20 protein-coding genes are annotated in these 26406 nt (G+C 41.9%); 14 read left to right on the forward strand and 6 right to left on the reverse strand.

Annotated features, from left to right (window positions below; genetic code table 11):
- Positions 1 to 53: 53 nt before the first annotated feature.
- A complete protein-coding gene (locus tag PSF42_RS07645) occupies positions 54 to 3212 on the reverse strand; it encodes an efflux RND transporter permease subunit (protein WP_125891585.1) in 3159 nt (1052 codons plus the stop codon).
- A 15-nt stretch (positions 3213 to 3227) separates the two neighbouring features.
- Positions 3228 to 4415 (reverse strand): efflux RND transporter periplasmic adaptor subunit, encoded by a 1188-nt coding sequence (locus tag PSF42_RS07650; RefSeq protein WP_125891584.1) that lies wholly within the window; start codon positions 4413 to 4415, stop codon positions 3228 to 3230.
- Between the two features lie 134 nt (positions 4416 to 4549).
- On the opposite strand from PSF42_RS07650, the gene acrR reads away from it, so the two are divergent.
- The 3 genes from acrR to mscK all read left to right on the forward strand — a co-directional run bounded on the left by acrR (position 4550) and on the right by mscK (position 9047).
- Positions 4550 to 5194 (forward strand): multidrug efflux transporter transcriptional repressor AcrR, encoded by a 645-nt coding sequence (acrR, locus tag PSF42_RS07655; protein WP_125891583.1) that lies wholly within the window; start codon positions 4550 to 4552, stop codon positions 5192 to 5194.
- A gap of 11 nt (positions 5195 to 5205) precedes the next feature.
- Positions 5206 to 5559, forward strand: coding sequence for a DsrE/DsrF/TusD sulfur relay family protein (locus PSF42_RS07660; RefSeq protein ID WP_125891582.1), 354 nt, complete (start codon positions 5206 to 5208; stop codon positions 5557 to 5559).
- A 107-nt stretch (positions 5560 to 5666) separates the two neighbouring features.
- Positions 5667 to 9047 (forward strand): mechanosensitive channel MscK, encoded by a 3381-nt coding sequence (gene mscK / locus PSF42_RS07665; protein WP_272679761.1) that lies wholly within the window; start codon positions 5667 to 5669, stop codon positions 9045 to 9047.
- Here mscK and PSF42_RS07670 read toward each other — a convergent pair whose 3' ends face one another.
- Together PSF42_RS07670 and priC are read right to left on the reverse strand one after the other, a co-directional pair.
- Positions 9048 to 9224, reverse strand: coding sequence for a DUF2496 domain-containing protein (locus tag PSF42_RS07670; RefSeq protein ID WP_213913892.1), 177 nt, complete (start codon positions 9222 to 9224; stop codon positions 9048 to 9050).
- A gap of 18 nt (positions 9225 to 9242) precedes the next feature.
- Positions 9243 to 9791 carry a primosomal replication protein PriC gene (priC, locus tag PSF42_RS07675; protein WP_102139397.1) on the reverse strand — a complete coding sequence of 183 codons (549 nt, stop codon included), beginning with the start codon at positions 9789 to 9791 and terminating at the stop codon, positions 9243 to 9245.
- 142 nt (positions 9792 to 9933) lie between these two features.
- Between priC and apt the strand changes: the two genes are divergently transcribed.
- The 9 genes from apt to PSF42_RS07720 all read left to right on the forward strand — a co-directional run bounded on the left by apt (position 9934) and on the right by PSF42_RS07720 (position 20404).
- The gene (gene apt / locus PSF42_RS07680) at positions 9934 to 10485 is read left to right on the forward strand and encodes an adenine phosphoribosyltransferase (RefSeq protein ID WP_125891578.1); all 552 of its coding nucleotides are present in this window, start codon (positions 9934 to 9936) and stop codon (positions 10483 to 10485) included.
- A 112-nt stretch (positions 10486 to 10597) separates the two neighbouring features.
- Positions 10598 to 12541, forward strand: coding sequence for a DNA polymerase III subunit gamma/tau (dnaX, locus tag PSF42_RS07685; protein ID WP_272679762.1), 1944 nt, complete (start codon positions 10598 to 10600; stop codon positions 12539 to 12541).
- Between the two features lie 48 nt (positions 12542 to 12589).
- Positions 12590 to 12919 carry a YbaB/EbfC family nucleoid-associated protein gene (locus PSF42_RS07690; protein WP_004260403.1) on the forward strand — a complete coding sequence of 110 codons (330 nt, stop codon included), beginning with the start codon at positions 12590 to 12592 and terminating at the stop codon, positions 12917 to 12919.
- On the forward strand, positions 12919 to 13518 hold the full coding sequence (recR, locus tag PSF42_RS07695) for a recombination mediator RecR (RefSeq protein WP_213913895.1): 600 nt from the start codon (positions 12919 to 12921) through the stop codon (positions 13516 to 13518). Before PSF42_RS07690 ends, recR begins: the two co-directional genes overlap by 1 nt.
- A 367-nt stretch (positions 13519 to 13885) precedes the next feature.
- Complete coding sequence (htpG, locus tag PSF42_RS07700; RefSeq protein WP_272679853.1) at positions 13886 to 15754, forward strand: molecular chaperone HtpG; 1869 nt, start codon at positions 13886 to 13888, stop codon at positions 15752 to 15754.
- Positions 15755 to 15946: 192 nt separating this feature from the next.
- Entirely contained in the window at positions 15947 to 16591 is a 645-nt protein-coding gene (adk, locus tag PSF42_RS07705; RefSeq protein ID WP_213913897.1) for an adenylate kinase, read from the forward strand.
- 182 nt (positions 16592 to 16773) lie between these two features.
- Positions 16774 to 17739 (forward strand): ferrochelatase, encoded by a 966-nt coding sequence (gene hemH / locus PSF42_RS07710; protein ID WP_125891573.1) that lies wholly within the window; start codon positions 16774 to 16776, stop codon positions 17737 to 17739.
- A 123-nt stretch (positions 17740 to 17862) separates the two neighbouring features.
- A complete protein-coding gene (gene wzz(fepE), locus PSF42_RS07715; protein ID WP_272679763.1) occupies positions 17863 to 18984 on the forward strand; it encodes an LPS O-antigen length regulator Wzz(fepE) in 1122 nt (373 codons plus the stop codon).
- 106 nt (positions 18985 to 19090) lie between these two features.
- Complete coding sequence (locus tag PSF42_RS07720) at positions 19091 to 20404, forward strand: inosine/guanosine kinase (RefSeq protein WP_125891633.1); 1314 nt, start codon at positions 19091 to 19093, stop codon at positions 20402 to 20404.
- 386 nt (positions 20405 to 20790) lie between these two features.
- On the opposite strand, the gene eutH is transcribed toward PSF42_RS07720, so the two are convergent.
- Positions 20791 to 22041, reverse strand: coding sequence for an ethanolamine utilization protein EutH (gene eutH, locus PSF42_RS07725; protein ID WP_125891572.1), 1251 nt, complete (start codon positions 22039 to 22041; stop codon positions 20791 to 20793).
- A 22-nt stretch (positions 22042 to 22063) separates the two neighbouring features.
- A complete protein-coding gene (locus PSF42_RS07730) occupies positions 22064 to 23503 on the reverse strand; it encodes an FGGY family carbohydrate kinase (RefSeq protein WP_213913901.1) in 1440 nt (479 codons plus the stop codon).
- Between the two features lie 241 nt (positions 23504 to 23744).
- On the opposite strand from PSF42_RS07730, the gene PSF42_RS07735 reads away from it, so the two are divergent.
- Together PSF42_RS07735 and PSF42_RS07740 are read left to right on the forward strand one after the other, a co-directional pair.
- A complete protein-coding gene (locus tag PSF42_RS07735; RefSeq protein WP_272679765.1) occupies positions 23745 to 25145 on the forward strand; it encodes an NAD(P)/FAD-dependent oxidoreductase in 1401 nt (466 codons plus the stop codon).
- Complete coding sequence (locus PSF42_RS07740) at positions 25142 to 26371, forward strand: NAD(P)/FAD-dependent oxidoreductase (protein WP_272679766.1); 1230 nt, start codon at positions 25142 to 25144, stop codon at positions 26369 to 26371. Before PSF42_RS07735 ends, PSF42_RS07740 begins: the two co-directional genes overlap by 4 nt.
- The last annotated feature ends 35 nt before the right edge of the window (positions 26372 to 26406 follow it).

The raw sequence follows: 26406 nt of genomic DNA on the forward strand, positions 1-26406 counted from the left end.
TACACAAAAAAAAGAGCCACTTATGTGGCTCTTTTCAATTTACCTATCAGCAATTATTGTGCTGTTGGTGGATGGCTGTGTTCAATATCCTCTGACTTCTTGGTAAAGCGGCGGCGGATCACCACGAAGAAGACAGGTACGAAGAAGATAGCCAATGAGGTTGCGGCAAACATTCCCCCAAGAACACCAGTACCTACTGAGTTCTGGGATGCTGAACCTGCACCGTTACTAAATACCAGAGGGATAACACCTAACATAAATGCTAAAGATGTCATCAGAATTGGTCGTAAACGCATTTTAACTGCATTCAGCGTTGCTTCGACTAACCCTTTACCTTCTTTCTCCATCAAGTCTTTGGCGAATTCAACAATCAAGATTGCGTTTTTCGCCGAGAGTCCAATGGTTGTTAAGAGACCTACTTTAAAGTAAACGTCGTTGTCTAGACCACGAACACTGGTAAACAGTAATGCACCAATAATCCCCAATGGAACGACTAACATAACTGAGAATGGAACTGACCAGCTTTCATAGAGAGCCGCCAAACACAGGAAGACCACTATCAAGGAGATTGCGTACAGAGCAGGGGCTTGGTTACCTGCTAAGCGTTCTTGATATGACATACCTGTCCACTCGTAACCAATTCCTTCAGGCAGGTTTTCAGTGGTGAGTTTTTCCATTAACAGCATCGCATCACCCGTACTTTTCCCAGGAGCTGCTTGGCCTTGAATGTTCATCGCAGGGACACCGTTATAACGCTCTAAACGCGGTGAACCATACTTCCAAGGATCTTTGGATTCGTCCATAAAGGCCGAGAACGGAACCATTTTACCTTGGTTATTACGAACATACAGGTTACTAATGTCAGAAGGTAACATACGGCTTTCTGCGTCACCTTGTACGTAAACTTTCTTCACACGACCACGGTCGATAAAGTCATTCACGTAGCTTCCACCAAACATAGAACTCAATGTTGCGTTGATATCACTGATAGCAACACCTTGAGCCTGTGCTTTTTGTTGGTCAATATAAATACGGTATTGCGAGGTATCATCCTGACCATTTGGACGAACACCTTGAAGCATTTCTGGGTGCTGAGCCGCTAATCCAAGTAACTGGTTACGGGCTTGCATTAATTTATCATGCCCCAAGTTACCTTTATCGACTAACTCAAAGTCAAACCCGTCTGCGGTACCTAACTCAACAATTGCGGGTAGGTTAAAGGCGTAAATCAATGCCTCTTGTTTTTGTGACAGTGCAATATTCGCGCGCTGTACAATCGCATCAACGTGGTTTTCATCGCCTTTACGTTCGCTCCAGTTTTTCAGAACGACGAAAGCGAGACCCATATTTTGTCCTTGACCGGCGAAGCTAAAGCCCCCAACGGTAAAGACCGATTCAACGTTTTTGGCTTCTTCGGTATGGTAGTAGTTATTAACTTCATCCAATACCGCTTGGGTTTGTTCTTGTGTTGAGCCTGGTGGTAACTGGATCATCGACAAGAATACCCCTTGGTCTTCCGCGGGTAAGAAGGAAGACGGTAAGCGGACGAACATGAACGCCATACCAACCACTAACAGCAGGTAAATCACTAAATAACGGCCAGTGCCGTTAAGCATACGGCTTACACTGTCGGTGTAGTGGTGTGCTTGTTTTTCAAATGTACGGTTAAACCATCCAAAGAACCCTTTTTGACTACCATGGCTGCCTTTTTCAATTGGCTTCAACATGGTGGCACACAGTGCTGGCGTTAAGATCATCGCAACCAGTACTGACAAGATCATGGACGATACAATGGTAATAGAGAACTGACGATAAATTGCTCCGGTAGAACCTCCAAAGAAGGCCATTGGGATAAATACCGCAGATAGAACCATTGCAATACCGACTAATGCACCTTGGATTTGACCCATTGATTTTTTGGTCGCTTCTTTTGGTGACAAGCCTTCTTCTTGCATAACACGCTCAACGTTCTCAACAACGACGATGGCGTCATCGACGAGAAGCCCGATGGCGAGTACCATCGCGAACATGGTCAAGGTGTTTATGGAATAACCAAATGCCGACAAGATAGCAAAGGTACCTAACAATACGACAGGTACTGCAATCGTTGGTATCAGTGTTGCACGGATGTTTTGTAGGAACAAATACATAACGACAACAACCAGCATGATTGCTTCCACTAACGTTTTAACTACTTCGTTAATCGAAATTTTAACGAATGGGGTTGTATCGTATGGATAAACAATCTCTAATCCTTGAGGGAAGAAAGGCTTCATTTCCTCAAGCGCAGCACGGACGTTATTAGATGTATCTAATGCGTTCGCGCCAGTTGCCAGTTTAATACCAATACCTGCTGCTGGCTTACCATTAAAGCGGGCAATCGTACTATAGTTTTCAGCACCTAATTGAACATCAGCAACATCTTTAATACGTACTTGAGAACCATCTTGGTTAACACGTAATAAAATATTGCTAAATTCTTCAGGGCTATTTAAACGTGTCTGCGCAATGATAGATACGTTTAAACGCTGATTCGCAATAGAAGGTGCTCCACCGAGTTGCCCTGCTGCGACTTGGTTATTTTGTACCTTGATCGCATTAATGACATCTGTAGTGGTCATGTTGTACTTAACGAGTTGCTCTGGTTTTAACCAAATACGCATTGCATATTGGGTACCGAACAGCTGGGTTTCACCTACACCGTTAACTCGGCTAAGTGGGTCTTTAATATTTGACCCTACGTAGTCGGCAATATCGTATTGCCCCATTGAGCCATCGCTAGAAACGAAACCCGCAACCATTAAGAATGAACTAGTTGATTTATCGACACTAATACCTTGTTGCTGAACTTCTTGTGGCAACAATGGCATTGCCAGTTGCAATTTATTTTGCACCTGTACTTGCGCGATATCACCATCAGTTCCTGCTTCAAATGTCAGCGTAATGCTAGCAGAACCTGATGAATCACTGCTCGATGACATATATACCAAGTTATCGATACCGTTCATATTCTGTTCGATAACCTGCGTTACTGTATTTTGTACCGTCTCAGCATCCGCTCCTGGATAGTTAGCTGAAATAGAAACAGCTGGTGGCGCGATGGTCGGGTACTGTGAAACAGGTAACTGGATAATTGCCAACAGACCAGCAAGCATGGTGATAATTGCAATTACCCACGCAAAAATTGGTCTTTCTATAAAAAACTTAGGCATTAATCAGCCGCTCCCTTATTTAGACTTTTCTTCAGGTTTTGCCTGATTGTCTATGGATTGCGTTTCTAAGTTTGCTTCCTTAGGATTCACAACAATTCCTGGTTTGATTTTTTGTAAGCCGATGACAATGACACGATCACCTGCTTGTAGACCTTCAGTTACCAGCCATTTGTTGCCAACTGCTTGTCCTGCTTTAACTTGTCTGACTTCAACTTTATTCTCAGCATTAACAACCATGACTTGAGAAGTTCCTTGAGCCGTACGAGTTAAGCCTTGTTGCGGAACTAGAATCGCATTATCAATAACACCATCTTCTAATACAGCACGAACAAACATACCTGGAAGTAACTCTTTGTTCGGGTTAGGGAACATGGCTCTCATCGTGATAGACCCTGTTGTTTCATCAACAGTGACATCAGAGAATTCTAGAACGCCTTTTTGAGCATATTCTTGACCGTTATTATTGATCAAACGGACAGGCGCTTGCCCTGATTCTTGCTGCACAGCACCTTTCGCTATCTCATTTCTCAGACGTAAAAAATCGTCACTCGATTGCGTTACGTCTACATAGATAGGGTCAAGTTGCTGAACTCGCATTAATTCAGTGGTTTGCCCTGATGATACTAAAGCCCCTTCAGTCACATTCGATTTGCCAGTACGGCCGCTAATCGGTGCGGTGACTTTGGTATAATTCAGGTTGATACGTGCAGTTTCAACCGCTGCTTCAGCTGCTTTGACGGCAGCAAGTGCTTGCGCATAGGTTGAGGTTGCTTGGTCGTATTCCTGACGACTAATGTAATTAGTTCCTAATAATGGTTTATAACGCTTCACCGTTAAGGCAGCCAGATTTGCATTCGCTTGTGCTTTTGCTAGCTCCGCTTTTGCGCTGTCATAGGTTGCTTGGAATGGTGCAGGATCAATTTGGTATAAAGATGTTCCTGCTTCTACGTCGCTACCTTCTTTATAGTTGCGCTTTAAAATGATGCCACTAACCTGAGGGCGAACCTCGGCAACACGAAATGCGGATGTACGGCCTGGTAACTCGGTTTTGAGAGTCAGAGGTTCGGCTTTAAGCGTAACAATTCCTACTTCAGGCGCCGGGCGTTCTCCGCCACCTTGTTGTTCATCGTTACAACCAGATAAAGCCAAGCCACCTGAAAGAACTAACAGAGCCAGAGGTAACACCCCTCTGTTTTTTCGCATAAGTTAACCTCAATTAATCAATATGAGTTCAAAACAAAAATAAGAAAAATGGTAAACAATATGATTTATCACTATGCTATAGTACAAACATACACGAATGTATGTAAATCAGCTTTCGATAGAAACGGGTCACAATGGCACGAAAAACTAAACAACAGGCTGAAGAAACCCGTCAGGAAATATTAGATGCTGCCATCAAAACATTCTCTGAACGAGGAGTTTCTGCCACATCATTAGCCGATATTGCAAAAGCAGCCGGGGTTACCCGAGGTGCAATATATTGGCATTTCAAAAACAAAGTTGATCTCTTTTATCAAGCTTGTGAATTTGGTGATAATCAAATAATACAAGCTGAAGAATATTATCGTTCTAAATATACCAATGATCCACTTTCAATACTAAGAGAATTATTAATTTATATTTTGACTGACTTTATTGAAAGCCCAAAAAATCGCGCTTTGATGGAAATTTTCTTTTTGAAGTGTGAATTAGTTGGTGAAATGGCTGAGTTAGTTGATTTTAAACGCGCTAATTATATTGCGAGTCAATGCCGAATAGTTGGCAATTTGACTGCCTGTATTGATGCAGGACAGCTTCCCGCAGACCTTGATGTGGAATGTGCTGCGATTATGATCCGTTCACTAATGTCGGGTTTATTAGAGAACTGGCTACTCCAATCAGAAAATTTTAATCAACATACAATCACATTGGTTGATACACTATTAGAAACACTAAAGTGTAGTACGACAATCCGGTTAAAACCAATTCAAACTGAATAAGTGGAGTCCATATGTCCTCTATCTTGATTATTGCCAATGGGGCACCTTACGGCAGTGAAACACTGTTCAACTCATTACGACTAGCGATAACGTTAAAAGAGCAAGAGCCACAGTTAGATTTAAAAATTTTTCTGATGTCAGATGCAGTGAGCGCAGGATTGGCAGCTCAAAAGCCGAAGGAAGGTTATAATCTTCAACAAATGTTAGAGATTTTAACGGCACAAAATGTCCCTGTTAAATTATGTAAAACGTGTACAGACGCCCGTGGTGTGAGTGACTTAACTCTTGCTGATGGTGTTGAGGTCGGCACATTGGTTGAGCTTGCAAGCTGGACATTAACAGCTGATAAGATATTAACTTTCTAGCATTTTACGTAAAATGTGTTTAATTAGATGAAAGTAAGTGTTGGTAGGCGACTATCGGCACTTTGCCTAATTAAACAATATTATTATTTGTATAAAGGAATGCCATTATGATGAAGCAACAATGGAAGTGGCGGCAGTTAGTATCGATAACACTGTTTTTTTTCATCATATCTTTTTCCAGTTCAATTACGGCATTAACATCTAATAACTTACCTGATAAGAATGAAATAAAAAGTGCGCTCAGCGCATTGAATAAAAAAAGTTCTCTCAGTGAAGAAGATAAACTTGCTCTCGCTGATCTGGAAAAAACCTCAGATTTTTATAACGAGCTGGATAAACTTGAACAGCGAACGGCTGAACTGCAAAAAAAACTCAGTAGCGCGAGTGAAGAATCGAAACAAGCAGCACAAGGTTTGTTGCAAATAAAAAATGAAAATGAGCAACGCACCGAAAATTTCCTACGAAAAATACAAGATAGTTCTCTTTCACAATTAGAAGCATTACAAGCCTCTTATTTAGAAAGTCTGCAAATAGAGCAAAATGACCTTGCAACCTATAGTAGCCAATTAATTGGCTTACAAACGCAGCCTGAAAGGGCACAAGCGATGATGTTGGAAAATGCGAGGCGCTTACAAGAAATTCGTAATGAGCTAAATAGTTCATTGAATGAATCTGTGAATTTAAGACCGACTCAAATTACCATGCTGCAAGTTGAACAGTATTTATTGCAGCAACAAAATGAATATCAAAAACGTATTCTACAGGCGAACACTCAATTACAAGATGTGCTGCAAAAACAACGTGATTATACCGCAGCCTATATTGAGCAATTGGAGCACCATATTCAGCAAGTACAAAACGCGATTAGCCATCGCCGACTAAATGACTCCCAATCAACAGTGCGTGAAGCATTGAGTACTTCTGAAACCGATATTGAAGCGCAACAGAATCCCATTATTCAAAAAGAAATTACGATTAATAATGCGCTCAGTGACCGTTTAATCGCAGTGACCGAAAATAGCAATAAACTGGTGCAAAATGGTATTCGAGTTAAAACATGGCTTGAAAGAGCGACACAGTCTGAACGAAATTTAAAAGAGCAAATTAATGTATTACGCGGTAGCTTATTGCTTTCACGAATTTTATTTCAACAACAAATTGACTTGCCACCTGACATTTTAACGAAAAATTTACCCACAACGATTGCCGATTTGCGGCTTGAACAGTTTGATATTAACCAACAGCGTGATGAGCTTTACCAACCTAATGATTATATTACGAAGTTGGAACAGCAATTTGAGATAAAAACAGGGGATGAGCCAGCAAATAGCACACTATTATCAGCTGAAGATAAATCTACATTATTGAAATTATTGGAAGTACGCCGGGGTTTATTAGACGAACTCAACCAGCAGCTTGGTGGGCAAATTTCGCAAGCTATCAACTTGCAACTGGATCAAAACCAATTATTGAGTGTGGTGAGCTCTCTTGAAAATACCTTGGCGCAACAAATATTTTGGGTGAATAGCAATAAGCCAATCGATTTGGAATGGGTTAAAGGTTTCCCTGAAGCCGCAGCGACACAAATTAATAGCTTTGATTTTAGTTTATCGAACCGCAGTATTAAACGAGGAATGAGTAACTCTCTGTTAGTGGTTATTCCACTTGTTTTGGTTGCCCTGTTGTTTATTTGGTTTAACCGTAAAATTAATAATCGATTGCAAGATATTGACCAGCGGCTTTCCAGTTTGCGTAACGATAGTGTGTTAAGCACACCTTTTGCGCTGCTGCTGACATTAATACAAACCTTGCCTATTTCACTGTTTTTACTGGCATTAGGTTACTGGTTTTTGAAAACAGGAAATGTACAAGGGCCCTTCTTTTGGCAATTTTGCCAACAATTGGCGATATTTTGGGCGTTATTTGAGCTAACTTTCCGCGTGTTAAAACCGCAAGGTATTGCGCGAAAACATTTTGGTATCGAAAAAGAGAAAATATCCCAGACGCGGCGCCAAATGCTCCGGTTATCGATTCCGTTGGTACCACTCATTTTCTTCTCCACTTATGGGGTTACTAACCCACTGAAAGTGTCTGAGGACGTGATAGGTCAGTTAATTGTACTGGTTTCTCTTATCTTGTTGTGTATCTTTACGATTCCTTTTTGCAAACAAGTTTGGCAAGAGAAGGGCAGCCACTTAACGCGTAGTATTGTCGTGACATTGCTGACATTTTCGCCATTAATTTTAGTGGGATTAATGATGGCGGGCTACTACTACACCACGTTACGCTTAGCAAACCGTTGGATAGACAGTTTATACCTGTTATTGCTGTGGTATATCACTTATAGCGCGTGTTTGAGGGGGTTAACATTGGTTGCTCGTAAATTAGCATATCAACGTGCCATAGAACGCCGTGCGATGTCGAAGCAAGAAGATGCTGAAAATGAGCCAATCAAAGAGCCACCAATGACTATTGAGCTGATTAGCCAGCAATCGTTACGCCTCACCACGATGGTGTTGTTTATTATCTTTGCATTGGCGTTTTACGCAATTTGGTCTGATTTTATAACTATTTTCTCTTTCTTAGATAGCGTGAATTTGTGGGGTTATACCACCACCTCTGCAGACGGTGGCAATATCTTGCAATACGTGACTCTGGCTAATTTAATCTTAGCGCTAGTGATTATCGTCGTGTCGTGGGTCATGACACGGAACTTACCGGGGTTGCTCGAAGTGTTGGTCTTATCGCGGTTAAAACTTCGTCAAGGTTCCACTTATGCTATCACGACAATATTGACTTATATTATTGTGGGAATTGGGGCGATCGCCTCATTAGGGATGATTGGTGTCACGTGGAACAAGCTGCAATGGTTGGCGGCAGCCTTAACGGTCGGGTTAGGGTTTGGTTTACAAGAAATTTTTGCTAACTTTGTTTCAGGGATCATTTTGTTGTTTGAGCGGCCGATCCGCATTGGCGATACGGTGACGATTGGGACCTATTCAGGAACAGTTAGTAAAATTCGTATTCGGGCAACCACGATCGTCGATTTTGATCGTAAAGAGGTGATCATACCCAATAAAGCCTTTGTGACTGAACGGTTGATCAATTGGTCGCTTTCAGACACCGTCACACGAGTAACGATAGCGATTGGGGTAGCTTATGGTTCAGATCTCGATAAAGTAAAACGCGTTTTATTATCTGCAGCCACCAGTAATAGCAAGGTAATGACGGAACCTGCTCCTAATGTTTACTTCACCAGTTTTGGGGCAAGTACGCTAGATCATGAATTGCGTTTTTATGTGCGGCAGATAGGTGACCGTGGTGTGACCAGCGATGAAGTGAACCGTGCGATAGATAAATTATGTCGAGAAAATGATATTGATATTGCATTCAACCAGTTAGAGGTTCATTTGCATAATAGCAAAGGGGATGAAGTGCAAGAAGTGAAACGTACACCAAAAGACAGTGATGACAACCTACCAAGTTAATTAGATTTCATCTGTGCGGGTGGCTTGTGCCGCCTGCATCTGTTTGGAAATATAATCATTTTTAACAATATCAAGAGCTTTTAATACAATATCGGCTTCAATACCTGAATTTTCGAGTAAATAAATCAAATCAACGGCAAGTTGTACTTCTTGGGGGGCATCTTTGAGCGAATTCATAGTGATCCCTTCTGAGATTTAATCAAAATATTGATTTTCTTGATGTTCAATGGCTTTTTCAATACGCAAAAGTGCTTGGCGGCATCGGTACAAACGGCCTGCGAGTACAGCAAGTTCTTTTTGGCATTGGTGCTGCAAACGGTGGTCGGTTAGCTCACTTAAATGAAGTTCTTTTTCACTCACCATGGCCTGCAAGCGTCGTTCATAGTCTTGATGTTGTGATAAACGTTCATATAAATCAACCTGTTCCCTTTTTTTAGTAAAACTGGATTCTTTTTCACGTAGCGTTTGTGTAGAGATCTCTCGTGAAATTGCTTGCATTTGATGGACAATTTTTTCAGTCAGAAAATTGACCTGCTCGCTGTGGTTTAACGTTACGCTATGGCACAATTGCTGGTATAAGGTCTGCAATTCGTTTTGGCAATCACCCAAACGGGTTGATTTGCGACTAAACAATTGCATATCGAAGCGTGAATGTGAAAATTCAAGATCCTTTATGGGTTCCACTCGTGTTTTCAATTCATCAATTTGCTTTTTTAACGCGTCCAAAAGAGCGGGAATTTTCATTTTTTGTTCTCATTAAGTGTCAAAAATAGCGGAATATTGATATTCAGCAACAAAACTGATGCCAAATTGACGGCTTCTTATTGCATTTTTATGGTACTTTACATAGATTCTACACTTTCGTGTTTACTACATGGCTTTTATTATGACCGCTAAAGAGCAACAACTGCAATTGATTAAAGAAAGTATCGCATCGATTCAAGATTATCCAATCGAAGGCGTGATCTTTCGTGACATTACGACTTTATTAAATAACCCTGCTGCATACCAAGCAACGATTGATATGTTAGTGGAGCATTATCAAAATAAAGGCGTCACTAAAATTGTAGGAACTGAAGCGCGTGGTTTCCTATTTGGCGCGCCAGTTGCATTACGTTTAGGCGTAGGTTTTGTCCCTGTGCGTAAAAAAGGGAAATTACCACGTGAAGTATTGAGTATGACTTACGACCTTGAGTATGGCACCGATACGCTTGAGATCCATAAAGATAGCATCAGCCCTGAAGATAACGTCTTAGTTGTTGATGACTTACTCGCGACCGGTGGTACCGTGGAAGCAACGGTAAGAATGATCAAACAGCTTGGTGCTAATGTTGTTGATGCGGCATTTATCATCTGTTTACCTGATCTTGGTGGCGTTGAACGTCTACAAAAAGAAGGTGTTTCTTCTTATAGCCTTGTTGAGTTTCCAGGCCACTAATCTTTATTTTCCCTCTATTTTTATCACAGCCTCGCTGTATAGGTTGAGGCTGTGGTAGCATGGTACTATGATTATATATATTCACGTACCATGTTAAATGACAGTGGAATCCATGAGCTATCAGGTACTTGCCCGTAAGTGGCGCCCCCAAAAATTTTCAGACGTTGTTGGCCAACAGCACGTTTTGACTGCACTCGCTAATGGGCTAACGCATCAGCGGCTTCATCATGCCTATCTTTTCTCCGGCACACGTGGTGTAGGGAAAACAACGATTGCGCGTCTATTTGCTAAAGGCCTTAATTGCGAAACAGGGATCACAGCCTCACCTTGTGGACAATGCGCTAATTGCCTTGAAATAGAACAAGGGCGATTTGTCGACTTAATTGAAATTGACGCAGCCTCCCGAACCAAAGTCGAAGATACGCGTGAATTATTAGACAATGTTCAATATGCGCCAGCACGTGGGCGCTTCAAAGTTTATTTAATTGACGAAGTACATATGCTGTCTCGTCATAGTTTCAATGCGTTGTTAAAAACCCTTGAAGAACCGCCTGAACATGTGAAGTTTTTATTGGCGACGACGGACCCGCAAAAACTCCCCGTGACCATTTTGTCTCGCTGTTTGCAATTCCATCTAAAAGCGTTAGATGTCACGCAAATCAGTGAGCAACTTGAACTCATCCTGAATGCAGAAAATATTGAGCATGACCAACGTGCTCGCCAGCTGATAGCAAGAGCGGCTGATGGCAGTTTACGTGATGCATTAAGCTTAACTGACCAAGCCATTGCGATGGGGCAAGGGAAAGTCACGGCTGATATTGTCAGCCAAATGCTAGGCACCCTTGATGACGAACAGCCATTAGCCATTATTGAAGCACTAGTACGTGCTGATAGCATGGCGGTGATGGGACAGGTAGAGCAAGCTGCCAGCCGCGGTGCGGATTGGGAAAACTTGCTGGTGGAAATTTTGTCGCAATTACACCGTATCGCGATGATCCAACTGCTTCCTGCTGAACAAGAAACAGATCCGTCATCGACAGAAGGGCGGCTACGGCAGGTCGCAAGGGTCATTTCCCCTGCAGACCTTCAACTGTTTTACCAAACGTTATTAGTCGGAAGAAAAGAACTCCCCTATGCCCCTGAGCGGCGTATGGGGGTTGAAATGGCACTATTACGTGCATTGGCTTTTCATCCTAAAAATGTGATTGCTGAAATTGAAGCACCGCCAAAAGTTATTCCACAAGCCGCTGTTCAATCTGCACCGTCTGCGGCATCAAATATGGCGCAAAGGGTGCCTCCGGCACAAGCGCGAGCAGAAAATCTGCCAGACAATAGCCCAACTTTACAGTTATTGAAGGCTAGGCAGGCGTTACAATCTCCACAAAGTGAGGATCCTAGCCCAAAAAAGGCTAAACCGGTGATGCCTGAAAGGGCTAAGCCGGCGGCATCAGCACTGGAAAGGCTGGCTGCCGTGACCAGCAAACATCAACAAAATGTGGTCAATAAAGCGTCTCTGGCAGCTAAACCACAAAAACCAAAGCAGTACCAATGGAAGCCTCAAAATGAAGAGGCGATGGCGCCAAAAGAGGCAGTGACAACGCCAAGCGGGATCAAAGAGGCGTTGGAATATGAAAAAACGCCTGAGTTAGCCGTTAAAATTATTGAGGAAGGGCGAATTCGTGACAGTTGGTCTGGGAAGATTGCAAAATTAAATATTCCCAAACTGGTTGAACAATTAGCTTTGAATTCATATATAGAAGAGTTAAGCGAGTCGCAAATTGTTTTACATTTGCGCTCGGCTCAGAAGCATCTGGATAAACCATCGGCACACAAAGCGTTGGAAGAAGCTCTGAGCGAACTATATGGTCGTACTGTTGAACTGAAAATCGTTCATGATGATAATAGCGCGGTGAAAACCCCGCTAGAATGGCGACAGGCGATTTATGAAGAAAAACTGGCACAAGCGCGCCAGTCTATTATTGCGGATAAAACGATTCAAAAACTGCGCTCAATGTTTGATGCGCAATTAGATGAAGAGAGTATTCGCCCCGTTTAACGCTACAGTCTCATTGTTAAGCTGTAGCCTCAGTTGTGAGAGATAACTATGTTTGGTAAAGGTGGATTGGGTAACCTGATGAAACAGGCCCAGCAAATGCAAGATAAAATGCAAAAGGTTCAGGAAGAAATCGCTCAACTCGAAGCTACAGGTGAGTCTGGAGCTGGCTTAGTTAAAGTGACCATTAATGGCTCACATAACTGCCGCCGTGTTGAAATTGACCCTAGCTTGCTCGAAGACGACAAAGAAATGTTAGAAGATTTGATTGCAGCGGCATTTAATGATGCTGCGCGTCGCATCGAAGAAACGCAAAAAGAAAAAATGGCTAGCGTTTCAAGTGGTATGCAATTACCACCAGGCTTTAAGATGCCATTCTAATGCAAACAAGTCCGCTTCTTGAATCGTTGATGGAAGCGTTGCGCTGTCTTCCGGGGGTTGGCCCCAAGTCAGCGCAGCGAATGGCTTTTCACCTTTTACAGCGTGACCGTAGTGGTGGAATGCGTTTAGCACAATCACTCACTCGAGCCATGTCTGAAATTGGTCACTGCCGTGATTGCAGAACATTTACAGAACAAGATGTTTGTAATATTTGCGATAACCCACGCCGCCAACAAAATGGTTTAATTTGTGTGGTTGAAAGCCCAGCAGATATCTATGCAATTGAACAAACTGGTCAATTTTCCGGGCGCTATTTTGTGTTGATGGGGCATTTGTCACCTCTTGATGGTATTGGCCCAATGGATATCGGCCTTGATAGGCTTGAAGAGCGTTTGGCGTCAGAGACGGTCAATGAGGTCATTTTAGCAACCAATCCAACGGTAGAAGGGGAAGCGACGGCAAACTATATTGGGCAAATGTGTGGCCAATATGGGGTGGCAGCGAGCCGAATTGCGCACGGGGTGCCTGTGGGTGGGGAGTTGGAAATGGTTGATGGAACCACACTTTCTCACTCGTTGGCGGGGCGCCAACGGCTCTAAAGTCCTCGTCATTCTTTGCGCCGTAGCGTTGTTGTCTTCATGCATCAACCCTAGTCACATACTTGTGTATGCTCCCAGGGATTAATGCATTCGACGCCTAGCTACGGCACAAATTATTTAGAGGATGATGGTGAGGTGCTGTTTTTAAAATTTAAAGGCAAACCCCTCAAAGCAAAACCCTTAATTCAAAAATATCCTTCAAGCAAAAGCATCGTAGTCTTCGGTCATTTCCTTTCGTTCATATTAATTTAGCTGCTAATTTGTGGTTAGTGGTTGAATTCTATTTTTTCGCCCCCAATTAATCTGCATCGATAAGTCAAACCTATCCAATTAAATTAGATTGATGAAATAGAGGCGATTAATGAGTATGAAAGGACAGGAAACTCGTGGTTTCCAATCAGAAGTTAAACAACTCCTCCAGTTAATGATCCACTCCCTTTATTCCAATAAAGAGATTTTCTTACGTGAATTGATCTCTAACGCATCTGATGCGGCGGATAAACTGCGTTTTCGTGCATTATCTAACCCCGAACTGTATGAAAACGATGGCGAGCTGCGCGTGCGTATTAGTGCCGACAAAGACCAAGGTACCTTAACTATCAGCGATAACGGTATCGGTATGAGCCGTGAAGAGGTGATTGAAAACCTCGGAACTATCGCGAAATCAGGCACAAAAGCATTCTTAGAATCATTAGGTAGTGATCAAGTCAAAGATAGCCAAATGATTGGTCAATTTGGTGTGGGCTTCTATTCCGCATTTATCGTGGCTGACAAAGTAACAGTACGTAGCCGTGCGGCAGGTGCTCCAGCAGACGAAGGTGTGTTCTGGGAATCTGCCGGTGAAGGTGAATACACTATCGCTGATATTGAAAAAGCAGAACGCGGCACTGAAATTACCTTGCATTTGCGCGATGATGAAAAAGAATATTTGGATAACTGGCGCTTGCGTTCAGTGATTAGCAAATATTCTGATCATATTGCCTTACCGGTTGAAATTGAAGAAAAAAATGAAGAAGACGGTACGGTTACTTGGGAAAAAATTAACCAAGCGAAAGCATTATGGACGCGTAGTAAGTCTGAAATTTCAGATGAAGAATATACCGAGTTCTATAAACATATTTCCCATGACTACGCAGACCCACTAACATGGTCACATAACCGTGTAGAAGGTAAGCAAGAGTATACCAGCCTACTATATGTACCTTCTAAAGCGCCGTTTGATTTATGGAATCGTGACCAACAGCACGGCTTGAAACTCTATGTTCAACGCGTATTTATTATGGATGACGCAGAGCAGTTCATGCCGAATTACCTACGCTTTATTCGTGGGGTGTTGGATTCCAATGATTTACCGCTGAACGTTTCACGGGAAATACTGCAAGACAGCGCATTAACCCGTAGTTTACGCAGCGCATTAACTAAACGCGTTCTGCAAATGTTGGAAAAGCTGGCTAAATCTGATACCGAAAAATACCAAACCTTCTGGCAACAATTTGGCTTAGTAATGAAAGAAGGCCCAGCAGAAGATATGGCAAATAGCGAAACTATTGCTAAACTTCTGCGATTTGCAACGACTCATACCGATAGTAGCGTACAGAATGTCTCTTTAGAAGACTATGTAAGCCGTATGGTTGAAGGCCAAGATAAAATCTATTACATCACCGCAGACAGCTATGCAGCGGCAAAAGGTAGTCCGCACCTTGAGTTATTCCGTAAAAAAGGTATAGAAGTCTTGCTGTTATCTGACCGTATAGATGAATGGATGATGAATTACTTATCGGAATTCGACGGCAAACAGTTCCAATCCGTAAGTAAAGCCGATGAGTCATTAGATAAGCTAGCGGATGAAAACAAAGCGGAGCAAGAGGAAGCCGATAAGCAGTTAGAGCCCTTTATTGAGCGCGTAAAATCATTCTTAGGTGAGCGTGTTAAAGAAGTTAAACTTACACACCGCTTAACGGATACTCCAGCCATTGTGACAACCGACGTAGATGAAATGAGTACTCAGATGGCGAAACTGTTTGCAGCAGCAGGGCAAGCCGCGCCGGAAGTGAAATATAACTTCGAACTGAACCCAACGCATCCGTTGGTGAAAAAAGCAGCTGAAGTCACAGATGAGTCCGTATTTGCAGATTGGGTTGATGTATTGTTGGATCAAGCATTACTAGCAGAACGCGGTACATTGGAAGATCCAAACCTATTTATACGAAAAATCAATGAATTACTTCTAAAGTAATTTAATTTGGTATTTTCGTTATTGAGCATAAACCACGCTTTTGCTTGTGCTTTAGCGTGGTTTTTTTCTTTTGCGAAAAAAGATAAATGAGAAATCGTTTACGTGTGTTCTTGAGTAAAGCGGCATGCTAATGGTATGGTAGCTTGTTTTCTTTTCAAATTATAAAAATCTAAATAGCAAGGGGTTTACGCAATGCGTATCATTCTGCTTGGCGCTCCGGGCGCTGGTAAGGGCACTCAAGCTCAGTTTATTATGGAAAAGTTTGGGATCCCTCAAATTTCAACTGGTGACATGTTACGTGCCGCTGTTAAATCAGGGAGCGAGCTCGGTTTACAAGCTAAAGAGCTGATGGATAACGGTAAATTAGTTACTGATGAATTAGTTATCGCATTAGTTAAAGAGCGCATCAAACAAGATGACTGCCGCAATGGCTTCTTGTTGGATGGGTTCCCTCGTACTATCCCTCAAGCGGATGCCATGAAAGAAGCAGGCATCACGGTTGATAACGTGCTGGAATTTGATGTACCTGATGAAATTATTGTTGAGCGCATCATTGGTCGTCGTGTACATGCACCATCAGGCCGTGTTTACCATATTAACTTTAACCCACCAAAGGTTGAAGGCAAAGACGATATAACAGGTGAAGAACTAACCATCCGTAAAGATGACCAAGAAGACACCGTACGTAAGCGTCTGGTAGAATATCATGCATTAACTGCGCCTTTAATTGCGTATTACCAAAATGAAGCTAAAAAAGGGAATACCAAGTACTTCAAATTAGATGGTACGCGTAAAGTAGCCGAAGTTAGTGAAGAACTGGCGAAAATTTTAGGTTAATATTTGTACTTATTATGCTTTGCATTGCAGTTATAGTTACTGTGATTCGAATTGTTTTAAGTATAAAGGTATTATATGAAGGCAGCGGTGATCGCTGCCTTTCTTTTTTATACCACTTGGTGACAAAAATCGTTAATTAACTGTGCTAAAGTTGGGAATAATTATCAATTAGGAGTTGTTTCATGTCAGAAAAAAAAACCGGCATTTTGTTAGCTAACCTAGGAACCCCTGATGCCCCAACAACCTCAGCAGTGAAACGCTATTTAGCCGAATTTCTTAGTGATAAGCGCGTTATTGATGTACCTCGCTTGATTTGGAAACCCATTTTGCATGGGGCGATTTTACCGCTTCGTTCTTCTAAAGTCGCCAAATTATACCAATCGATTTGGTTAGAAGATGGCTCGCCATTACTGGTCTATTCCTTACGTCAAAAACAGAAGTTAGCGGAATTATTGCCGGATACTGCCGTAGAGATAGGTATGAGTTATGGTTCCCCTTCAATTAAAAGCGCAGTGGATAGTTTGTTAGACCAAGGCGTGACCGATTTAGTCGTCCTCCCACTGTATCCACAGTATTCCTGTACGACCACAGCCGCGGTGTATGATGCACTAACGAGAGCATTTGCCAGCAGACGAACCATTCCAAACGTGCAATTCATTCGCAGTTATGCGACACATCCCGCTTATATTCAAGCGCTAGTCAGCTCGATAGAAGAAAGCTTCGCTCAGCATGGTGAGCCCGATAGGCTTGTACTGTCTTTCCATGGCATTCCACAGCGTTATTGTGATACTGGAGATATTTACCAGCAAGAATGCGAAAAAACGGCTGAGGCACTCCGTGAGGCGTTGAATTATCCAAAGGATAAAGTCATGCTGACCTACCAGTCACGTTTTGGGCGTGAGCCATGGTTGATGCCCTATATGGATAAAACGATGCATGAATTACCCAGCCAAGGTGTAAAATCAGTTCAGGTTATTTGCCCAGGTTTTTCAGTTGATTGCTTAGAAACATTAGAAGAAATTAGCGAACAAAATAAAGAGTTTTTTATGAGTAGCGGTGGTAATCAATATAATTACATACCAGCTTTAAATGACAATCCAAATAGTATTCATATGATTAATACAATAATTCAAGGTATACTAAAATAATCTATTCAGCAAAATAATGTAGAAAAGTTTGCTTATCGATATATCAATAAGCGGATTATAGACTATAATCACTTATCTGAAATTATAAATGATTGAACAAATGTTATGTCTTTTGGAATTAATATGAGCAATAAGCAGCAGCCACCACAGAGTAATATAGAGCAGAAGACGACTTCTGCTCATCAATTTCATATACAACAAAACGATGAAATTGACTTGATGGCCTTGTTTTCCATTTTGTTAAAACATAAATTTTTGATTCTTATATTTACGATTGTTTGTATTGGGGTAAGTGCTGGTGTTGTTAAGTTATTACCTCAAAAATGGAGCAGTACTGCTATTGTTATTCCTCCTGCATCTGAGGAGCTTAAAGAAGTCAATGCATTTAAAGCGCAATTGGATGTCTTAGATGTTCCTGTTGACCTTAGTGCTCAACGTGTTTTTACTGCATTTATTGACCAGTGTCGTTCAAAAGTTAATCAAGAAAATTATATAAGAAGTACTGAGTATTACCATAATCTTGTCGAGAAAATTGACCCAAAAGATGATGTTATCGCGCAGCAAAGGCTAGTGAATTCAATCATTTCTAATGATATTAGAATTCAAGATCTCTCAAAAGAGAAGAACAGTACCTCAAATGATATTGTATTAAGCTTTACTGCCCCCTCGCCTACAGAAGCCCAAGATTTGCTTGAAGGCTATATTCGTTATAGTGCATCGAAAGTAAGGCAGCAGTTAAAAGTTGAAATCGATAATATGATTTCAGAGAAACTTATTTATGCTAGTGAGTCACTAAAACGCGAAGTCAGCAAAATTCAAACAGAATATGATGTTAAAGTTGAAAGGCTTAAGCGTGCCGTTGATATTGCAAAAGCTGCGGGAATTGAAAAACCAATCGCCAGCGAATCCGTTGCTATTAATGATGATCCCGATTACCCAATTGCGTTAGGAACTGAAGCTTTAGAGCGAAAATTACTGATTGAAACTCAAAACCGTGATTTGGCTTTGATGAGTGAAAATCTACAAAATCGTAAAATTTATCTCGATAATTTACAAGAGATAACCGCGAAAGAATTAGCTTTTACGCCTGTTAAGTTTATTTTAACGCCAGACTTACCGTTACAGAAAGATTCGCCTAAATCAGCGTTGATTGTTGCGTTAAGCGCTATATTAGGTTTAATTTTGAGCTGTGCATTTGTGTTAAGTCGGGAGCTTTACCGCGATTATAAACATCAGAATCAGTAAAATTACCACCAAATGACAAACAATGGAGCCAGTGTCTTCTTTGCAGGTGCTGGCTTTATTTTATCGTGCTAGAATAGGGCGATGTTCCATTGTTAATCTTCTAATTATGAAATTCCCCGGTCAACGCAAGTCAAAACACTATTTCCCTGTCAGTCTCAGAGATCCTTTATTACAGCCTTTAAAAGAAACGTTAGTAGATGATGAGAATTGTAAGTCCTATATCGTTGGTATCGACCAAACATTAGTCGATATTGAAGCGAAAGTGGATGACGAATTCATTCAACGCTATCAGTTGAGTAAGGGGCATTCACTGGTTATTGAAGATGATGCCGCCGAAGCGTTATATAAAGAACTTACAGATAATGCATTGATTACTCATGAGTTTGCGGGTGGAACGATTGGCAACACACTGCACAATTATTCAGTATTAGCAGATGACAGATCTGTGTTATTAGGGGCAATGTGCAATAACATCCAAATTGGCAGCTATGCTTATCGCTATTTATGCCATACCTCCAGCCGTATGGATTTAAATTTTCTACAGGGTGTGGATGGCCCGATTGGGCGCTGTTTTACTTTAGTCACTGAAAATGGTGAGCGGACTTTTGCTATCAGTCCCGGCCATATGAACCGCTTGCACCCAAATAGCATTCCAGAAGATATCATTGCGGGGGCTTCCGCACTGGTATTAACGGCTTATTTAGTTCGCTGTAAACCCGGAGAAACTATGCCGGATGCGACGATGCAGGCTATTGCGTATGCGAAAAAGCATAATGTCCCCGTTGTGTTGACACTTGGAACAAAATTCGTCATCGCTCAAGACCCTCAGTTCTGGCGTGATTTTTTGGCGGAACATATTTCAGTCGTTGCAATGAATGAAGACGAAGCGCAGGAACTGACCGGGCTGAGTGACCCATTACTTGCCTCTAATATGGCATTAGACTGGGTCGATTTAGTTTTATGTACCGCTGGCCCGTCTGGCTTGTATATGGCTGGCTATACCGAAGACGCTTATAAACGCACGACGCAGCACCCATTATTGCCGGGTGCAATTGCAGAATTTAATTTGTATGAATTTAGCCGAGCAATGCGCCAACAAGATTGCCAAACTCCATTACGAATTTTCTCGCATATTGAGCCTTATATGGGCGGACCTGAGAAAATCATGAACACGAATGGGGCGGGAGACGGGGCTTTATCTGCATTACTTCACGATATTACCGCCAATTCTTATCATCGCTCTAATGTACCGAATTCCAGTAAACATGAGCGCCAATACTTAACGTATTCATCTTTAGCCCAAGTGTGTAAATATGCTAATCGTGTAAGTTATCAAGTATTAACTCAGCATTCACCTCGCTTGACTCGTGGTTTACCTGAAAAAGAAGATAGTCTAGAAGAATCGTATTGGGAACGTTAAAGCGAAATGATTCTTATTTAAGTTAATGGTATTTATCTTGAAGCACCTCAATATCTCTATTATTGAGGTGTTTTTATTTTGGGAGAATTGTTATTTGATAAATTACTCTTTTATAAATTGTTATTATTGCATTTTATTTATTGTTGATAGTTATTTATCTAAAAATATCATTTAAAGATGGGCCATATAATAGTTCGTGATGACTAAATATAGATAATTTATCTAATGAATTTGATGTTAATAATGGATGAGTTTAATATTAATAATGGACGAGTATTTTAGTTGCTTTTAGGCTAATAAATAAAAGCTGTATGCTACTTTATGAGTATTCATATTTAGCATACAGCGGGTTTTATCTTTAAATATATAAGTGTGATTAATGTTAATTAATGTTGTTTCGCAACCGCGAGTTCACTTTCTTCTTTGGATATTTCAGCCGCTTTTATATCATCAGCTTCATAACGCATCGCCTGTGGTACTGAAATTTTAATCGCAATAAATACGGCTAAGAAGCCACCGACCAATTTACCAAGCAAAATAGGCAAAACGAGTGTAGGTTGGAAATTGGCCGTGAATGCAAGGTGATCACCGATGGTCGCTTGCGCACAGACACCAAATGCGACACATAATACTTTATCCCTCGCTCGCATTTCTTTGAATAAGTGATAAGTCGCGATAATGTTTGCCATCACCATAATAAAACCTAAAGAACCCGTATCACTCAGTTTTAAACGGTTACTTAATGCACGTACTAAAGGTTTACAGTAGCGTTGGAACAAATAACAAATTGGGAATGTACCCGCTAACATAATACCGATATAACCTGCAATTTCGATGGCACGGAATAGCTCATTTTGGTCTGCAAACAGTGGGTCGAAGCCCCATGCACCGAAAACTTTGGTGAATACTCCGGTAAAGTGCTCAACAATGGAAAATGCTAAGACTAATTTGACGAATGCATCCATGATTTTACCGAAAATCAGGAAGCCGGTTACCATTAACATCGGGCGATATTTTAGCCCAGCAGCCAATAAAAAACAGAATACAAACAGCGGCATCAAGTATTGCAACATGGTAAAGAAATCTAAGGTTAATTGATGTGCCGCTGGTGAGTTCGTAGAAATAATGTCCCTGACTGGAATATTATTGAACGTAATTAATAGCAGTGAAGCTAGTACGCCAAATGGTATTGAGATCAACCCAGCCATTGCACCAAGTGCAAGGTATTTATGATCTTTGCGATTTAACATTGTTAACCCTACTGGGATCAGGTAAACAATGGTGGCCCCAGAGGTATAGCCGATCAACATTGCGGTGATCCACATATCTCGATTAGTGGTTAAGGCATCCGCTAATTGGTAGCCCCCCATATCGACGGCAATAATGGATAAAGCCGCGATTGAAACATCAGACCCGACCGATGAAAACACGGGGCCGAGTACATAAGATATTAACTGTGAGAGTAGTGGAACTGCAGCCATGATCCCCGCTTGAGCAAGAAATACGGGGCCGATAGAAAAGATCCCGTTAACAAACTCTTTCCCCAGTTCACTGGTTGGTTTCACAATGGATGCGACTGCGCCAATGATGGCTCCGCACATAATCAAATAAATAATGTAATTTCCGAATTCAGCCATGGTAGGGTTTCCTTTTATTATTTTAGTGTCTTAATTGGCGAGAACGGGCAATGATGTCGTGATATTGTTCCATCACACCTTGCATGTTCGTTCCATCAGGATGCGTCACAGTCGCGTTGCGTCTTACCGCCATTTCGTGAGTGATACCGATGCCTTTGCGAGCCAGCAAGGCTGCGCCTAGTGCGGTGACTTCACGGTTTGCTGGTGCTTCAATGTCTTTTTGTAATAAATTCGCTAAAAACTGCTTAAAATATTGATTTGAAGAAAGCCCTCCATCGACTGAGATTGATTGGCCTAGTGGTGAAATTTTTTCCATTGCAAAAATAACTTCAGCGGAGCGTGCTGCTATACCTTCCAAGACGGACTGCATCATGTCTTTTTTGTCAGTATCTAATGAAAGCCCAGCCCAGAGACCTGCGGCACTGCGATCCCAGTATGGGCACCCTAAACCCGATAGCGCAGGGACAAAGGCGAGACCACGTTTAATAGCGGATTCAGCCCTGAAATCACCGAGTTCATCGAATGAGTCAAATAAACCGATTTTACGAGCCCAATTGATGGCTGATGCTGCGTTGTATACGCCGCCATCTAACCCAAAGACAGGGGGCTGATTGGGGAACTTCCAGCAGAGTGTGGGTAATAAACCACTGTGATGAGTTTGTGGAATATCGGTGCCAGTCAATGCTTGTAAGAAAGCGCCTGTACCGAAGGTAATTTTTGCATCGCCTTTTTCACGACAACCATGGCCAAATGTGCCTGCAAATTGGTCAACAATAATGGCGGTGACTGGTGTGAGATGCCCATCGAGATTTATTGCGCCAAAGTCACCAATATTGTCCTTAATAGGCGGTAAACAGTGGATGGGAACACCAAAAATGTCACATAGCTCTTGGTCCCATTCCAAGGTATGAATGTTGAGTAATGACGTTCGAGATGCAGAGTTATAGTCGGTGACGAATACGCCACATAAGCGGTCGAGAAAAAAAGCATCCATCGTACCGATACGCAGTTTATTTTTATCCGCTAATGTTTTCGCGCCGACGACATTTTCAATTATCCACCCCATTTTGCTGGCGGAAAAATACGGATCGAGAGGTAATCCCGACTTAGATTGCACCAGTGGCTCTAATCCTGCCTCTTTGAGCATTGAGATAGTTTTTTCTGTCCGTAAGTCTTGCCAGACAATGGCATTGTATAAAGGGCGCTTGCTGTCCGCATCCCATGCCACAATGCTTTCACCTTGGTGACAAAGCCCAATAGCATCAACAACTTCACAACTGTGTAAGCACTTAATGATGTTTGCCAGTATTTCCTCTGGGTCGTGTTCAACCCAACCACTATTTAATGTGATTTGCTTATGAGGAATGCTCATAGGGGAGTGATAATGGCCGCCTTCTTCAAAGACAACGACCCGGGTTCCCGTTGTTCCCTGATCGATAGCCGCATAACGTTGATTGAGCATCACAATGTTCCCAGTGTTATAAATGTTGTAAATAGGTCTGTTTTTTTGCTTACTATCGTTCAATCGGAAATAAAATCCACAAAAAACTCACAGTAAGTTTCACTAATGTGACAAAAATCACAATAAAGTAACAATGTGAGTAAGTTTTTGGTTGTTGTTGTGCTTTGTGTTGTTTTATTTATTGTGATTGTGGGAATTATGTGGTTTTATGTGTGCAAGTTTTAAGTTAAGGATCTCAGCCATGGATATTAATAATAAAAAAATTTGGGATGTCATTGTCATCGGCGGTGGTGTCATTGGCTGTGCAGTGACACGCAAATTCACACTGATGGGAGCCAACACGTTGTTACTCGAACGTGGCGGTGACATCCTTTCGGGAGCAAGTAAGGCAAATAGTGCGCTATTACATACAGGTTTTGACGCCACACCAGGGAGTCTAGAGCTTGAGTGCATGCAAGAAGGGTATCGTGAATTCATTGAAATTAGAGAAAAAATGAATTTACCTCTTCTTGAAACAGGAGCATTAGTGGTTGCATGGAATGATGAGCAACTCAGTAAATTACCTGCGATAGTCGAACAAGCGCATACTAACAATGTATTAGATGTGGCAATTATTGATAAAGAAGAGCTCTATCGTAGAGAACCACATTTAGCGGAAGGTGCTCTAGCAGCCGTTTCTGTTCCCGGTGAGGCGGTTATCGACCCATGGAGTACACCGCTTTCGTATTTAACTCAAGCTGTGAAACATGGGGCTGAATACCGTTTTCATTGTGAGGTAAGCGGCGGAGCACTTAATGATGGAGTATGGAATTTAACCACATCAAAAGGTGAGTTTTCTGCCCGTTTAGTCATTAACTGTGCAGGAATTAATGGGGATATTGTTGAATCCATTTGCCACCCATCACCGTTTCAAATAAAACCACGTAAAGGGCAGTTTCTTGTTTATGATAAAGCCGCAGCGGCAGATATCAATGCGATTATCTTGCCTGTGCCAACGGCTATCACAAAAGGTGTTTTGCTATCAAAAACCATCTTTGGCAACCTCTTACTTGGCCCAACAGCGGAAGAACAAGATGACCGTTGGAAAGCTGAGGTAAAACAGGAAGTCCTTGAGGACTTAATTGCTCAAGGTTCGCGTATGTTACCTTCATTGCACAATTACAGTGTGACCGCAACCTATGCGGGGTTACGTCCTGCGACAGAAGAAAAATATTACCGCATTAATGATTACCCTGAAAAGCAGTGGATATGTGCGGGGGGAATTCGTTCCACAGGCTTAACCTCAGCGTTAGGTGTGGCGAGCTATCTTGGTAAATTGTATCAAGAAAACTTCACACCACTTTTTGAATTATCACCGCCAGAAGCGCTCATTTGGCCCACTATGCCAATGATTTCTGAATATCATCAACGGGATTACCAATGCAAAAGCAATGGCGGTATTGTTTGCCATTGTGAATTAGTGACTCAGCGGGAGATTGAAGCCGCATTTGATTCGGATATTCCTCCCGAGTGTTTAGGCGCTTTACGCCGCAGAACGCGAGTGATGATGGGGCGCTGTAATGGGTTTTATTGTAGTAGCCAGGTGGCTGAAATCATTAATGGTCGTTTCGACCACACACTGGCAGTGGAGGCCGTAAAATGAGTTTAAATTATGATGTGATTATCATTGGCTCGGGTCCTACTGGTGTTGCTGCGGCACAGGTTTTGCGTCGTCGCGGTATTCAAAATATTGCCATTATTGAACGTGAAGCGCAGGCAGGCGGTGTTCCGCGTCATTGCCAACACCCAACTTTTGGCATACTCGCATTCAAACGCCCAATGAAAGGCAATCAATTTGCTGAAAAAATTGTCAATCAACTGGGAAATACGCCGATTTTCACCCGTAGTACGGTAACGGCATTACAGCCTAATGGAAAACTAACGGTTTCAACACCAGAAGGCCTTGTTGAAATGCAAGCTAAGCGGGTTCTGATAGCAACAGGGGTAAGAGAAACACCACGCCACCCACGTTTGGTCTCCGGCTTACGCCCTCAAGGGGTATTAACGGCAGGGGCATTACAGCAATTTGTTTATTTAAATGGTAAGAAGCCTTGCCGTAATCCTGTGATAGTTGGCAGTGAATTAGTGAGTTTTTCGGCGCTATGGACATTAAAAAACGCAGGCGTTAAAGCCCAAGCGATGATTGAAAGTGGCGAACGGATTTTAGCCTTTAAACCCGCGACGTTATTTGCCAAGGCAATGGGGACTCCCATTCATCTAAACAGTAAGATTACGGAGATTGGTGGATTAGATCGCGTGGAATATGTGATTGTTGAAACCAAAGGTAAAAGCCACAAAATTATGTGTGATTCGGTCATTTTTACCGGGCAATTTGTCGGTGAAAACACGTTAATCCGTAAAAGTCATTTGGGGTTTGATGCGGCGACAGGAAAACCGGTAACAGACCAATATGGACGTTGCTCAGATGCCAGTTACTATGCTGCGGGCAATATGTTGCATCCGGCCGATATGGGCGACCAATGTTATCAAGAAGGCTTAGTGACAGGGGGGCGGATAGCAGACGATTTATTAGCAAATCATCATCAACAACAATTAAAAGAAACCCAACATATTCCTGTGCAGTTTGACTCGAAAATTTGTTTTAGTGTTCCTGCATGTATTGATATTGATAATTTATCAGTGCGACAAATTGATTTTAATATCAAAGTTGAACAACCCGTGAGCGGAACTATTCGAGTTATGGCAGGAAATACCCTGTTATATGAAAAACGCCATCGCTGTTTACCAACACGACGTATTTTACTGAAAAATATTGATTTAACAAAAATACAACGGGACGCTACTGAAATTAGTATCACTGTTGTATAGTGCTGGAAAGTTAAATGGTTAAGAAGGATTAAACT

The organism is Providencia sp. PROV032 (genome assembly GCF_028484875.1).
Classification (GTDB): domain Bacteria; phylum Pseudomonadota; class Gammaproteobacteria; order Enterobacterales; family Enterobacteriaceae; genus Providencia; species Providencia rettgeri_E.

Bases quoted from the DNA above. Each gene is read 5' to 3' on its own strand.
- priC (WP_102139397.1), bottom strand. From the start codon at position 9,791: ATGAAAATTCCCGCTCTTTTGGACGCGTTAAAAAAGCAAATTGATGAA.
- PSF42_RS07730 (WP_213913901.1), bottom strand. From the start codon at position 23,503: ATGCTCAATCAACGTTATGCGGCTATCGATCAGGGAACAACGGGAACC.
- acrR (WP_125891583.1), top strand. From the start codon at position 4,550: ATGGCACGAAAAACTAAACAACAGGCTGAAGAAACCCGTCAGGAAATA.
- PSF42_RS07690 (WP_004260403.1), top strand. From the start codon at position 12,590: ATGTTTGGTAAAGGTGGATTGGGTAACCTGATGAAACAGGCCCAGCAA.
- eutH (WP_125891572.1), bottom strand. From the start codon at position 22,041: ATGGCTGAATTCGGAAATTACATTATTTATTTGATTATGTGCGGAGCC.
- PSF42_RS07650 (WP_125891584.1), bottom strand. From the start codon at position 4,415: ATGCGAAAAAACAGAGGGGTGTTACCTCTGGCTCTGTTAGTTCTTTCA.
- mscK (WP_272679761.1), top strand. From the start codon at position 5,667: ATGATGAAGCAACAATGGAAGTGGCGGCAGTTAGTATCGATAACACTG.
- PSF42_RS07735 (WP_272679765.1), top strand. From the start codon at position 23,745: ATGGATATTAATAATAAAAAAATTTGGGATGTCATTGTCATCGGCGGT.
- PSF42_RS07660 (WP_125891582.1), top strand. From the start codon at position 5,206: ATGTCCTCTATCTTGATTATTGCCAATGGGGCACCTTACGGCAGTGAA.
- PSF42_RS07720 (WP_125891633.1), top strand. From the start codon at position 19,091: ATGAAATTCCCCGGTCAACGCAAGTCAAAACACTATTTCCCTGTCAGT.
- adk (WP_213913897.1), top strand. From the start codon at position 15,947: ATGCGTATCATTCTGCTTGGCGCTCCGGGCGCTGGTAAGGGCACTCAA.
- apt (WP_125891578.1), top strand. From the start codon at position 9,934: ATGACCGCTAAAGAGCAACAACTGCAATTGATTAAAGAAAGTATCGCA.
- PSF42_RS07670 (WP_213913892.1), bottom strand. From the start codon at position 9,224: ATGAATTCGCTCAAAGATGCCCCCCAAGAAGTACAACTTGCCGTTGAT.
- PSF42_RS07740 (WP_272679766.1), top strand. From the start codon at position 25,142: ATGAGTTTAAATTATGATGTGATTATCATTGGCTCGGGTCCTACTGGT.
- htpG (WP_272679853.1), top strand. From the start codon at position 13,886: ATGAAAGGACAGGAAACTCGTGGTTTCCAATCAGAAGTTAAACAACTC.
- PSF42_RS07645 (WP_125891585.1), bottom strand. From the start codon at position 3,212: ATGCCTAAGTTTTTTATAGAAAGACCAATTTTTGCGTGGGTAATTGCA.
- dnaX (WP_272679762.1), top strand. From the start codon at position 10,598: ATGAGCTATCAGGTACTTGCCCGTAAGTGGCGCCCCCAAAAATTTTCA.
- recR (WP_213913895.1), top strand. From the start codon at position 12,919: ATGCAAACAAGTCCGCTTCTTGAATCGTTGATGGAAGCGTTGCGCTGT.
- hemH (WP_125891573.1), top strand. From the start codon at position 16,774: ATGTCAGAAAAAAAAACCGGCATTTTGTTAGCTAACCTAGGAACCCCT.